The organism is Capnocytophaga catalasegens (assembly GCF_026005215.1).
GTDB classification, from domain to species: Bacteria; Bacteroidota; Bacteroidia; order Flavobacteriales; family Flavobacteriaceae; genus Capnocytophaga; species Capnocytophaga catalasegens.
Genome location: NZ_BPMA01000027.1, coordinates 33,058 through 45,362, shown reverse-complemented (window position 1 = coordinate 45,362; position 12,305 = coordinate 33,058). Strand labels below are relative to the sequence as shown.

Annotated in this window: 12 protein-coding genes; 4 read left to right on the top strand and 8 right to left on the bottom strand. The window is 32.1% G+C overall.

The genetic code is table 11. The annotated features are described in order from the left end of the window. Positions 1–435: 435 nt before the first annotated feature. Genes OO775_RS08560 through OO775_RS08550 form a run of 3 tightly spaced genes read left to right on the top strand, consistent with a single transcriptional unit; the run spans position 436 to position 3,549 of the window. Positions 436–1,437, top strand: coding sequence for an NAD(P)H-dependent glycerol-3-phosphate dehydrogenase (locus OO775_RS08560; RefSeq protein WP_264846668.1), 1,002 nt, complete (start codon positions 436–438; stop codon positions 1,435–1,437). A 45-nt stretch (positions 1,438–1,482) separates the two neighbouring features. After that, complete coding sequence (locus tag OO775_RS08555; RefSeq protein ID WP_264846667.1) at positions 1,483–2,919, top strand: oligosaccharide flippase family protein; 1,437 nt, start codon at positions 1,483–1,485, stop codon at positions 2,917–2,919. A 12-nt stretch (positions 2,920–2,931) separates the two neighbouring features. Then, on the top strand, positions 2,932–3,549 hold the full coding sequence (locus OO775_RS08550) for a TatD family hydrolase (protein ID WP_264846666.1): 618 nt from the start codon (positions 2,932–2,934) through the stop codon (positions 3,547–3,549). A gap of 19 nt (positions 3,550–3,568) precedes the next feature. Here the strand turns inward: OO775_RS08550 and gldD are convergent, their stop codons facing one another. The 8 genes from gldD to OO775_RS08510 all read right to left on the bottom strand — a co-directional run bounded on the left by gldD (position 3,569) and on the right by OO775_RS08510 (position 10,958). Beyond that, positions 3,569–4,132: a gliding motility lipoprotein GldD gene (gene gldD, locus OO775_RS08545; protein WP_264846665.1), complete on the bottom strand. Its 564-nt coding sequence runs from the start codon at positions 4,130–4,132 to the stop codon at positions 3,569–3,571. Continuing rightward, complete coding sequence (gldE, locus tag OO775_RS08540) at positions 4,125–5,429, bottom strand: gliding motility-associated protein GldE (protein WP_264846664.1); 1,305 nt, start codon at positions 5,427–5,429, stop codon at positions 4,125–4,127. Before gldE ends, gldD begins: the two co-directional genes overlap by 8 nt. Positions 5,430–5,459: 30 nt before the next feature. Then, positions 5,460–5,852 carry a single-stranded DNA-binding protein gene (locus OO775_RS08535; RefSeq protein ID WP_264846663.1) on the bottom strand — a complete coding sequence of 131 codons (393 nt, stop codon included), beginning with the start codon at positions 5,850–5,852 and terminating at the stop codon, positions 5,460–5,462. Positions 5,853–5,892: 40 nt separating this feature from the next. Beyond that, complete coding sequence (gene mutY / locus OO775_RS08530) at positions 5,893–6,939, bottom strand: A/G-specific adenine glycosylase (RefSeq protein ID WP_264846662.1); 1,047 nt, start codon at positions 6,937–6,939, stop codon at positions 5,893–5,895. A 26-nt stretch (positions 6,940–6,965) separates the two neighbouring features. Further along, complete coding sequence (locus OO775_RS08525) at positions 6,966–8,036, bottom strand: diphosphomevalonate decarboxylase (protein ID WP_264846661.1); 1,071 nt, start codon at positions 8,034–8,036, stop codon at positions 6,966–6,968. A 10-nt stretch (positions 8,037–8,046) separates the two neighbouring features. Next, a complete protein-coding gene (locus tag OO775_RS08520; RefSeq protein ID WP_264846660.1) occupies positions 8,047–9,009 on the bottom strand; it encodes an ABC transporter ATP-binding protein in 963 nt (320 codons plus the stop codon). Between the two features lie 2 nt (positions 9,010–9,011). Continuing rightward, positions 9,012–10,634, bottom strand: coding sequence for a SusR family glycan utilization regulator (gene susR, locus OO775_RS08515; RefSeq protein ID WP_264846659.1), 1,623 nt, complete (start codon positions 10,632–10,634; stop codon positions 9,012–9,014). A 93-nt stretch (positions 10,635–10,727) separates the two neighbouring features. Next, positions 10,728–10,958 carry a DUF6341 family protein gene (locus tag OO775_RS08510; protein WP_264846658.1) on the bottom strand — a complete coding sequence of 77 codons (231 nt, stop codon included), beginning with the start codon at positions 10,956–10,958 and terminating at the stop codon, positions 10,728–10,730. 362 nt (positions 10,959–11,320) lie between these two features. On the opposite strand from OO775_RS08510, the gene OO775_RS08505 reads away from it, so the two are divergent. Then, positions 11,321–12,304 (top strand): TlpA disulfide reductase family protein, encoded by a 984-nt coding sequence (locus OO775_RS08505; RefSeq protein ID WP_264846657.1) that lies wholly within the window; start codon positions 11,321–11,323, stop codon positions 12,302–12,304. Position 12,305: the final 1 nt, after the last annotated feature.

Sequence of the window (12,305 nt, the reverse complement as noted above, 5' to 3'; positions counted from 1 at the left end):
GCTCTTCATCATAGTACAACGGAAATACACATCAATACTACTTTTATTCTTATTAGTTTCTCTTTTTTATAACAGACATTCATCGGAACATTTTCGGAGAAATTTTTTTGTTTTTTTCAAATCTTTAAGATATTCTGAAAAGCCAAATTATGTGTTATACCATTCGGAAGAAGGAATTTCTAAAATTCAATGATTTAAAAATTATTTTGTCAATTTGTTTCGATTTTTCCACTTCGTTATATACTTCAAAGCGCAGACTTTATTTTGAATGAGAAGAATTTACCTTTTTGAATAGTATCATTATCCTACTCGGTATGAAAAAACAATCTCATAATATTTAAGTTAAAATCACTTCAAACGGAAAATTATAGTGAAACAACGGATATAATTTTTTTTTCTGATTAAAAGTTGTACTTTTGAGCAAAATTTTCAATTATGATTCAAGAACCAAAATTAGCAGTTATAGGTGGAGGAAGTTGGGCAACGGCTTTGGTTAAAATTCTGTGTGAAAACCTCTCGCATATTTATTGGTATATGCGCAATGATTCTGCAATAGCTCATATTCAAAAATACAAACACAATCCTAATTATATCAGTTCGGTAGAACTTCATACAGAGAAATTGCACTTAACTTCAAACATTGATGAGGCTGTCTCGTATGCTGATTATCTGGTTTTTGTTATTCCATCAGCATTTTTGAGTGATGAAATGCAAAAACTTACAACTTCGCTAAGAAATAAAATTATTTTTTCTGCAATAAAGGGAATTATTCCTCAGAGTGGGCGTATTATTGGCGAACATTTTTTACAAGAATATAATATTCCTCTTGAAAACATTGGGGTAATAACTGGTCCTTGCCATGCCGAAGAAGTAGCATTGGAGCGTCTTTCGTATTTGACTATTGCTTGTGCAGATTCTCGTAAAGCTGAAATAATGGCAAAAATGCTTTCAGCTTCGTTTATCCGTACCAAAATATCAGAAGATATTATCGGGATAGAATACGGGGCGATGCTCAAAAATATTTATGCAATTTCAGCAGGAATTGCTCACGGACTCGGGTACGGAGATAATTTTCAAGCTGTACTAATGAGTAATGCTATTCGCGAAATGGAGCGATATATTTCCAATATACAAAACATTGACCGAAATATTGATGCATCAGCTTATTTGGGTGATTTGCTCGTTACAGGATATTCAACATTCAGCCGTAATCGTATGTTTGGTAATATGATTGGCAAAGGATATACGGTCAAAAGTGCTTTTATGGAAATGAATATGGTCGCCGAAGGATACTATGCGGTCAAAAGTGCTTATAAAATCAATCAAGAACAAAAAAAACCTGCTTTTACACCCATTTTAGATGCTGTTTTTGCTGTTTTGTATCAGAATAAAAATATACGCAATACATTTAACCAATTAACCGAAGTACTAGATTAAATTTTTTTGTAACAGACAGAAAAATAAACATTTTAATACTAAAAAATGAAACTAAGCAGCCTTTTCAAACATACTGCTATCTACGGAATAGCCACCGTTTTGCCTCGTATATTGAATCTGATACTTACTCCATTGCACATTGATAATTTGGAAAAAGAACAATATGGAGTGTATCAAGGCATTTTTGCTTATATGATATTGGGCAATGTGTTGCTTACGTATGGTATGGAAACGGCTTTTTTTCGTTTTATTAACAAAGAAACAGATAAAGAAAACGTAAAATCTACAACGATGCTAAGTATTGTAGCAACTACGTTTTTGTTTTTTATACTTTTCTGGATATTCAAAAGTAACATTGCTTTCCATTTTCAGTATTCGGAGTTATTTATAAAATACGCCATCGGTATTTTAGCCTTAGATACATTGGTAGCTATTCCTCTGGCTTGGTTGCGCAACGAAGGAAAATCAGTTTCATACACAATTATCAAAACAGGCAATGTTTTTGTGAATTTGATAATCAATGTATTTTATTTCAAAATGATGCCCGATATGGCAAAATTTGCCCCACAAATATATAATTTCTTAGAACAAGAAGATTTGGTTACGTATATATTTATTGCCAATTTTATTGCCAGTTTGATGACTTTTTTGGTTTTATTACCGATTTATTTTAAAATGAAATTAGAATTTTCTTTCTCTCTCTGGAAGAAAATGATACGATATGCACTACCTATTCTTATTGCTGGAATTGCTTTTTCAATCAATGAGGCCTTTGACCGAATTTTTATTCGAATGTTGTATCCACCCGAAGTTGCCGATGCAACGGTTGGTATTTACTCAGCTTGTTACAAAATGGGTGTTTTTATGACGCTTTTCATAACGGCATATAAGTTAGGAATAGAGCCTTTCTTTTTTAGTACGGCACAAGATAAAAATGCGCCCAAGTCGTACGCCAAAATAACACGGGTATTTATTATTTTTGGTTCGTTTATTTTGTTGTTTGTCAGTGTATATACCGATATTTTGAAGAGAATTCTAATACCTAACCCAACATATTGGGAAGCTCTTTGGATAGTGCCTTTTGTTCTTTTTGCCAATTTATGTTTAGGTATTTATCATAGCTTGTCCGTTTGGTACAAAATAACTGATAAAACTCACTATGGAGCAGTAATTTCTATTGTCGGAGGAGTAGTAACCATTGTAGCTAATCTGGCTTTAATTCCGCTAATAGGCTATCGTGGCGCAGCCATAGCCACCTTACTTGCTTACGCTACTATGATGACGTTATCTTTTGTTATTGGGCAGAAGAAGTATCCAATTCCTTACAATCTACGTAAAATAGGATTGTACTTGTTATTCAGTGTAGGGACAACTATGCTAAATTTTTACCTACTGAATCGAAATATGATTACAGGAACGCTTTTTCTTTTTCTTTTTGTCGGGATAGTTTATTTTTCTGAAAAAAAGAAGGTTCTAAAATAACTTCCACTATTTATGTATTTGAATATTCACACGCACAACGCTGTAAATCAGGGCGATATACAGAATTATTTTCCGCAAGACACGCCTTTATCTCATTATTTTTCCATAGGAATACACCCTTGGTTTATTGCTGAAAATTGGGATTTACAAATGCAAGAAGTTATTAAAAAAAGCCAATCTGAAAATTGCAAACTGATAGGAGAGTGTGGTTTAGATAAGAATGTTTTGACAAGATTGGATATTCAAACAGCTGTTTTTGAGCAACATATTCTCCTTTCAGAAGAAATAAAAAAACCTTTGATTATTCACTGTGTAAAATCTTTTTCAGAAGTAATTGCTCTTCGGAAGAGATTTGCTCCAAGACAAATGTGGATTCTTCACGGATTTCAAAAAAATGAACAAATTGCATGCGAATTGCTAAAAAACAATATCAAATTGTCTTTTGGGAAAGCCATTTTATATAAAATCGAATTGCAAAAACTTGTTTTTTCGCTTTCTGATGCAGATTTTTTCCTTGAAACTGATGATAGTTCTATAAAAATAGAAGAAATATACGAAAAAGTAGCACAAATACGTAATATTTCCGTAGAGAAGTTAAAAAAAACACAACTTTCGTTATTTAATTTATAGTTTTCACTATCAATAACTACTATTTTTTGAGTGTTTTTGACCATACAATTGTTTCCATTATGTGCCGAATATCATTTTTTAGATAATTGGCTGCAGGTTGTATGGAGTCAAAATTGGGTTTCACCTTGAAATAAATAGAGCCTGTAAGAAAATGATGTACGCTATCAGTTACATAAAATTGTGATTGTGATGCAGCATTTCCGTCAACTTCATAAAACATTCCAAAAACTCGACTCTTAGCGTTAATATACGGTTGTTCAATAATATTACTGGCTTTGATAACATGTTCGTAAGTGAGTTTTTGTGCATCACGAAGTAGTATATCTAGATTGTTGTCAATCGCTCGATACGTAAGATAAACGGTGGCTTTCATAGCAGGATATTCTATATCCATATTGCAATTTTTTTCTTTTCTGAGAAAGGATTTAGTATTTTTTTCAAAAGAAAAAGGGCAATTCGTATGTAGTGTGTCATATAGAGCTTCTCCGTAATTGAGCCGTAACATGGCTTTGGGTTTGGGAAGATTTTCATTCTTACAACTTATAAAACATACTCCAAGTATTAGGATAAAAAATTTATTCATTATTGATGATTTTTATCTGTTTAATACGTTTTTTATCAATATTTTCTATAACAAATAAGTAATTTTCAAAAGAAATCTGTTGTCCTTTCTCAGGGAAAACACCAGCTATTTCTAACAAAAACCCTGCAATAGTTTCAGCCTCACCACGTGCTTGTTCAAAAAGAAGTTCTACCTCAGAAGGCATATTCAATATTCTGTAAAAGTCTTTCATTGGAGTTTTTCCTTCAAAAAGAAATGTTTTTTCGTCTATTTTTGAGAAAAAAGAATCATCAACATCGTACTCATCACTTATTTCTCCTACAATTTCTTCAATGATATCTTCCAGAGTAATAATTCCTGAAGTGCCTCCATATTCATCAACAACAACAGCCAAGTGAATTTTCTTAGCTTGAAATTCGGAAAGTAAATCATCTAATTTTTTATTTTCAGGAACGAAAATTGCTTTACGTTTGATAGTTTTCCAGTCAAAATCTTCTTCGTTCAGATAAGGTAACAAGTCTTTAGCATAGATAACACCTGTTATATTGTCGATATTTTCTTTGAAAACAGGTACGCGCGAGTATCCATTTTCAACAATAATAGACAAAATTTCAGCAAAAGAAAGATTCTCGTTTATAGCGCAAATATCAATACGAGGGCGCATTACCTCACGTGTTTCTGTATTTCCGAAAGAAACAATGCCTTCAAGAATTTTTTGCTCTTCTTGTGTGGTTTCTTCTTCAGAAGTAAGTTCCAAGGCTTGTGAGAGCTGTCCGATAGAAATATTTGATTTTTGTTTTCCTAATTTGTTGTTAATCAAAGAAATACCCTTTGTTAAAGGAATACTAAGTGGAGAAAAAATCACCTCCAAAACACGCAAAGGTTTTATAATAAATTGAGCAAAAGACAGATTGTTCCGATTTGCATAGATTTTGGGTAGTATTTCTCCAAAAAGCAAAATAAAAAATGTAACTACTCCAACATCAAAAATAAGATGAAGAATTGGGTCTATTCCTTCAAAGAGAAAATTGCCAATAGGGATAAAAACTAAGGTAATAGAGATATTTACCAAATTATTAGCTATCAATATAGTAGCTAATAATTTTTTAGGATTAGAAAGCATTTTTGCAATAAGAACCCCCGAAGGGTTATTACTTTCTTTCTCTGTATTAACTTCAGTTTGTGAAAGCGAAAATAAGGCTACTTCTGATGCTGATATCAATGCTGAACAAGCTAAAAGCACAAAGAAAATAATACCTTGTAAAAGTAATGAGTCTTGAAGAAATTCTATCTGTAAATTGGGAGGTTCTGTATCCAAAATAATTTATTTTTGTTAAACAAATTTTGATTATTTTTCGTTTTGATTGCTATTGTATTGCGCTTGATTTGCATCTTTCTGTGCTTGCGAACGAGTATTCAAAAATTTGAATTCCGTAGCATATACTTCTGTAATGTTGTGAGTAACTCCGTTTTCGGCTTGCCATTGGCGATTTTTAAGTTTTCCTTCTATATAAATCAAATCACCTTTGGTCAAATATTTTTCACAAACTTCTGCCATTTTATTACGAACTACAATGGTATGCCAATCAACCGAAGTAGTTTTCTGTCCTTCTCGATTGGTGTAAGATTCTTCGGTTGCAAGCGGAAAACGACCAACACAATTTCCATTGTCAAAATACGTTAGTTTTACAACATCACCTAAGCGACCTATCAAAATTACTTTGTTCAAAGAATTATTCATAATAAATACCTAATATTTTTTCCAAAGGTACTAAAAAAATTTATATTTGCAAGTTTTTTAAAAAATTTGCTAGTAAAATAGATGTGGGAAAATTATTTATATTTTCTAAACAAATAGCGTTTTTATGTATTTTTTTTACAGAAATAATCCAAAAATAAGAATAAATATTTTGATGTGATAGCTTATGAAGTATTTTTTCTGATTTCTTTTCTATTGAAATTATTTCTGGAAAATTTGCTTGAATAAGCTTAATAACTTCTAAGTCAGAAACCTCTTCGGCAAATTCAATCAGAGGAAATTCATACAATCCTTGCCAAATATCTTTATTTTTTCTTTTTTGAAAAATAGTGGTTTTGTTTTCTTGGTCTAAAACCATACAATAATGAAAATAACGATTGCGTACTTTTGTTTTCCCTGTTTTTACAGGCAGTTGCGAGATTTTGTTTTGAACATACGCTAAGCATTTTTCAGAAAACACACACTGCTGACAATCAGGAGATTGAGGTTTGCATTGTACAGCTCCAAAATCCATAATAGCTTGGTTGTATAGTCCTGCTTTTTCTTTATCTAAAAGCTCTGTGGCAAGCGCTTTAAAATACTTATTTCCTTTTGAACTATTGATAGGTATTTCAATATCAAATATTCGGCTCAAAACCCGATATACATTGCCATCAACCACCGCTCGGGGTTCTTGATAGCAAATAGATGCAATAGCGCTGGCTGTATAATCTCCAATTCCTTTTAGTTTGATAATTTCATCATATGTTTTTGGAAAAACTCCTTGATACGTGTAAGCAACTATTTTGGCTGTTTCGTGGAGATTTTTTGCTCGTGAATAATAACCAAGTCCTTGCCAAAGTTTTAATACTTTTTCTTCGGAAGCATTTGCCAAATCTTCAATAGTAGGGAAGGCTTTGACAAAATCTTGATAATACGGAAGTCCCTGAACTACTCGGGTTTGCTGCAAAATAACCTCTGAAAGCCAAATATAATACGGATTGGTTGTATGTCGCCAAGGCAGATTACGCTTCTGTACATTATACCAATTGAGTAATATTTGTGAAAACTCGAACTGATGATGTGTCATTGATTTTAAGTAATTATATCGAAAGATTATAGAGTAGCTCCTACCTCATCGCAGATATACTCACCATTTTCACAAAAAGCAACCAATTCTCTTTTGATAAAGGTAATTCCCTCTTCTTCGTATTGCTTTGGATAGAGGAGATGAACATTAGCTCCTGCATCAAGGGTAAAACAAACAGGAATTTTTGTTTCTTTACGAAAACGCCATATTCTTTCAATAACAGATAACGTATTGGGTTTCATCAAGATAAAATAAGGCAAACTTGTTAGCATCATTGCATGCAATGTAAGAGCTTCACTTTCAATAATTTGTATAAAACTTTCGATATCTCCTTGATGCAATGCTTTTTTAAGTTTTGAAATATTAGAATGTGCTTGCTCAAATCGTTCTTTTGCAAAAGGATGCCCGTGCATTAGGTTATGTCCTTGCGAGCTACTAACTTGTTTTTGCCCTTTGTCAATAAGCAAAATCGTATCTTGATATTGAGCAAAAACAGAATGTACTTTGTCGGGATAAGGTATGCCATATAAGTTAGAACTCCCTTGTATATCGGTATGTTCGCCCCATACCACAAGGTCAGAAAGCATACTTCGGCAAGCACTTCCTGAGCCTAAGCGAGCCAGAAAAGAGGCTTTTTTCCAGAAGAAATCATCGGATATTTCTGGGCAAAAATCACGCTCTATTTGCATCAAACAAATTGACAAAGCCGCCATACCACTTGCCGAAGAGGCAATACCGCTACTGTGCGGAAACGAATTTTCGGAACGAATTTCAAAATGAAATTCACTTAAAAAAGGCAAATATACTGCAATTCGTTCAAAGTAAGCATGTATTTTGGCTCGAAAACTTTCGTTTAGCTTATTTTCAAAATAAAAATCAAAACTATAAGTTGTTGTATTTTTTTTAGGGAACAGTTTAACAGAAGTTTCCGTATAACTTTTTGTTAATGTGAAACTTACAGACGGATTAGCAGGTATTTGATTTTCTTTTTTTCCCCAATATTTGACCAAAGCAATATTGCTCGGTGCTTTGTGTTGGTAGGTTTTGTCGAGTATTTTGGTCGCATATACAGGAAGCACAAACTCAGTATGTATCATTTTTTTATTTTTAAAATATATTTTTTTTAATTTCTTTCAAATAAATAATTTTGCCCACAGGCAGTGATTTGTTATAATTTACAAATAAAGTATTTCCATTGCTCTGGCACGCTATTCGATAAAAACCACCTTGAAAATACGATTGTACTACCTGAGCTTGCCAATTACTTTTGTCAATTATTGAAATTTGATGAGGAAATAATATTTTCTCTTTTCCATTATGACCAATAAGATTTATTTCGTCAAAAAGGGAAGCTACATACCGGTTAGCAGGCTCATTGTAGAGTTTTTCAGTTGGTGCTAATTGTTGTATTTTTCCATCTTTTAGAACTAATATTTGGTCAGAGAAAGCCAGTGCATCGGTAACATCGTGCGTAGCAACCAAGCAAGTAATCCCTTTGTTTTTGAGATATGAGAACAAATTACGACGTAAAAAATTTTTGTGAAATGTATCAATTTGACTAAAAGGTTCATCTAAAAGCAATACCTGAGGTTCTTTGGCAAGGCTCATAGCCAGAGCCACGCGCTGTTGTTGTCCTCCACTAAGGTTCAAAGGTTTTGTGTTGGCAAAATCAAGCATATCAACCATTTGCAAAAGCTCGTTAATACGTGTTTTCTTTTTTTTCAAATCAAGATTTGAGAGAAACTTTCCCACATTTTCTGCCACAGTAATATAGGGCATCAGTCCGAAATCTTGTGCCAAATATTTCATTTTTGGATGTCCAGGTACTAAGTTCTTTGCAGGTCCTGTAACTTTTTCATTTGCAAAAAAAATAGTTCCTTGTTCAATATCAAAAAGCCCGTAAATAGCTTTGAGTAATGTACTTTTTCCGCAACCACTCTCTCCAATAATAGACAAATGACTACCATTTTTGACAGAAAAATTGATTGTGTCCAAAACTTTTTTGTCCTGATATGCAAAAGACAGATTTTTTATTTGTAGCATATTTGTTCCTAATTTTTGAAAAGTCATTTTTATTTTTTCGTACTAAATACGCTTATTTTTTGCACCTGCTCTTCAAATTCGTCGCGTGAAACGGCTGATTTATTTCTCACTTTTACACGATAATTATAAACCGTACGTAATGAATATCGCAGAAAATCAGCTATTTTCGAGCTGTCAGTAATTCCTAAACGAATCAGTGCAAAGATACGTAATTCAGTGTTAAGAAGTTCTCCTTTTTTGGGAAAAATATGTTCTTGAGGTTGTAGCAAATTATTAAATTCTTCAACGAAATTCGGATAAATATTCAAAAAAATAGCATCAAAATTTTTATATAATTCTTCCAATTCTTTTTCAACCAAAGTTGTTGATTTCAGCAACTTGGTTACTTCTTGAAACTGATTGTTCAACGCACGTTTGTACAATAATTTTCTATAGTTTTCTATTTTATCAATATACGAAGAACACAAATTGAAAAAATGAGCAATATATTCTTCCTTAATATGGTTTGACTCTTGCAGACTTTGATTGATAAAACTCAGTTCAGAGTTAAGTTCTTTGAGTTGTATATTGGTGTGACGGAGTTCTCGACGAACTTGTATTAGGTGTTTCATTTGTTTATACACGTACCAAAGCATTCCGATAAGTGCAATGGACAAGAAACTAATCAGTAAGAGATAATTTCGTAATTGTTTTTTCTGACGTTGTTCTTTTTCTTCGTAAGCAGTATTTATAATTGTGTAAAAAGAAGTTCCTTCTTGTTCTCGATAGCGAACATTACAAAAAACAGCATCATCAATAGCCGCTTTGATAAATAAATAGGCTTTGTCTATATCTCCCAATTCGTAGTAAGTAAGTGCTAAACTCTGCAAAGAAGCATTGTCTTTAATACTATTTTTAATATCTGCAATAGCTGAAATAGAAAAATATTTTTCTTGCAATTTAATATTGCCTTTTCGCTTGTAAATAAGCCCAAGAAAATACGCAATAATAGCTCGATTTGGATCATCATCATGTGTTTTTTCTAACAATGTAAGTAATTGTTTTTGAGCTAATTCGTAGTTTTGTAAAGGTGCTATATTCTTTGTAGAAGTTTCTAATTGATATAAAAAACTATGCTCGGGCAAGAGCATCAGTAAAGAGTCTCTATATTCTTCACTTAGCTTAAAATACGTTCGGTCATTGGTACTAAGTCCGTAATTGCTATAAAAATTGTTATTTATAATGTAATATTCTTGTAAAAGAAGTGTATCTAATTTATTTTTCTCAATAGCATCTAATAGTTTGCGCGACTCTACATACAATCCTTTAACTGCGTAGAGTTTTGCCAATTGCAAATTTACTTTTTCAGACAAATTACTCCCTAAATGTATTGCTAATTCTTTGTTTTTCAGTGTATAATGAATCGCTGAATCAACTTTGTATTTTCGATATTGCTCACTAATTTGTTCGTTGATATGGAACAATTGTGTTTCTGACACATCACTCATTTGGAGCATAGCCTTTAGTGAAAGAATATATTTTTCTTTCTCTTTCGAATAAATGGAACTGTTTTCTATTACCTTGACAAGATGTTTCACAATGGAATCATTGGTTTGTCCCCGAAGAAAAACAGGAGTCAAAAAAATGAAAAATATTATGATAATTCGTATCATACTTTGCAAAACTATTTGTTATAAAAAAACAGCAACCCAACAAAAATAATTGAGTTGCTTCTATTTATTATGGCTTAAAAAATCTTTCTGAGATTATTTGAAAAACGAATGCGCAGTAGCATCAATACGTTCTGTTTTTTCTTTGTTGAACTTATGCAATTGTCCAATCCAATAAAAGAAAAAACCAAACAAAATAAAAATCATAATCCAAGTAATGGTATTGGCTACCCACCAATTGCTCAGTTCCAACTGACGAATAGCGTCAAGAGGGACAAAGATTATATTTTCAAAAAAATATTGAATCGCTTTAAAAAACGCTGTCATAAGTTATGAATAAATATATTTTGTGCAAAGGTACTGATTTTTTTTAAAAAACAAAAGATTTTTTATTAAATTTCAATCTCCGTATATATTGAATAAAAGTAAAAAAAATTTTATATTTAACATAAAAAACACAAATAATTGATTTGAAACTAATTATCCTAAATTTTACAACTGAAATATAAATATTTGGCAAGTTTATTCAAACCGTACTCATATTCAAATAAATATGGATAATTAGCAAATTTATATTTAAGAAATATTAAACCTTTAAACAGATTATCGAAAGTGCTCTATTTTTTCTCCAAAAATGTTTTCTTTTCTGAAAGATATTTTTATATTTGCAATATCAAAAAACAAGCATAATGACAAGAAAAATTTTTACTTTGTTAGGTATCGCATTGGGTATCGTTTCTTGCCAAAAAAACACTTCACAATACGTAATAAATGGCGAAATTCCTTCCGATATCAAAGGAAAAGTATATCTTATGCAATACAAAAATAGGGAATTTATCCCTGTGGATTCTACCGAAATCTCGCAAGGTAAATTTCATTTCAAGGGTTCAACAAACGAACCAATGGTATATACATTACAACTGAATTCGCTCAGAAAACGCACTTTTTTCTTTTTAGAAAATACTCCAATTGAGGTAAAACTCAATTCTGAATGGGATATTGAGTATATCACAGGGAGTGAGAATACTCGTTTTTTCAGGGAATGCCAACAATTAAATAAAGACAAAGCATTAAATGTAGAACATTTGCTACAAACACATAACAATTCACCGGTTACTGCCTATTTTTTGGCAACCAAATCGTATTTGTATGAATATCAAAGTCTGAAATCATTACGTGAAAAACTTTCCAATTCGCTAAATACTTACACGTATGTAGTCGAGTTGGATAATCTTATTGAACAATTAGAAAAACTACAACCAGGGAACCCTGCTCCCGATATTATCGCACAAACGCCTCAGGGAACAACCATTCGCTTAAGTGACTTGAAAGGAAAAATTGTACTGGTTGACTTTTGGGCTTCGTGGTGCCCTGATTGTCGAAAAGAAAATCCGCTATTAGTAGAACTATACAATCAATATAAAGACCGAAATTTTACTATATTGGGTATTTCTCTTGATAGTGATTACCAAAGCTGGCTCAAAGCTATTGAAAAAGATAGACTTACATGGCACCACGGATTAGTAGAAGGCAATTGGAAAGCAGATGCTCCACAAACTTATGCCATTCGTTGGTTACCTACAAGTATTCTCATTGACAAAAATGGAATTATTGTAAGTAGAACGATTCATAGTCCCGAACTTGTACCACACATTGAGAGATTGTATGAGTAAC

What these genes read in the sequence shown, in the direction of transcription:
- OO775_RS08560 (WP_264846668.1), top strand. Translation starts at nt 436, where the DNA reads ATGATTCAAGAACCAAAATTAGCAGTTATAGGTGGAGGAAGTTGGGCA.
- OO775_RS08555 (WP_264846667.1), top strand. Translation starts at nt 1,483, where the DNA reads ATGAAACTAAGCAGCCTTTTCAAACATACTGCTATCTACGGAATAGCC.
- OO775_RS08550 (WP_264846666.1), top strand. Translation starts at nt 2,932, where the DNA reads ATGTATTTGAATATTCACACGCACAACGCTGTAAATCAGGGCGATATA.
- gldD (WP_264846665.1), bottom strand. Translation starts at nt 4,132, where the DNA reads ATGAATAAATTTTTTATCCTAATACTTGGAGTATGTTTTATAAGTTGT.
- OO775_RS08535 (WP_264846663.1), bottom strand. Translation starts at nt 5,852, where the DNA reads ATGAATAATTCTTTGAACAAAGTAATTTTGATAGGTCGCTTAGGTGAT.
- mutY (WP_264846662.1), bottom strand. Translation starts at nt 6,939, where the DNA reads ATGACACATCATCAGTTCGAGTTTTCACAAATATTACTCAATTGGTAT.
- OO775_RS08525 (WP_264846661.1), bottom strand. Translation starts at nt 8,036, where the DNA reads ATGATACATACTGAGTTTGTGCTTCCTGTATATGCGACCAAAATACTC.
- OO775_RS08520 (WP_264846660.1), bottom strand. Translation starts at nt 9,009, where the DNA reads ATGACTTTTCAAAAATTAGGAACAAATATGCTACAAATAAAAAATCTG.
- susR (WP_264846659.1), bottom strand. Translation starts at nt 10,634, where the DNA reads ATGATACGAATTATCATAATATTTTTCATTTTTTTGACTCCTGTTTTT.
- OO775_RS08510 (WP_264846658.1), bottom strand. Translation starts at nt 10,958, where the DNA reads ATGACAGCGTTTTTTAAAGCGATTCAATATTTTTTTGAAAATATAATC.
- OO775_RS08505 (WP_264846657.1), top strand. Translation starts at nt 11,321, where the DNA reads ATGACAAGAAAAATTTTTACTTTGTTAGGTATCGCATTGGGTATCGTT.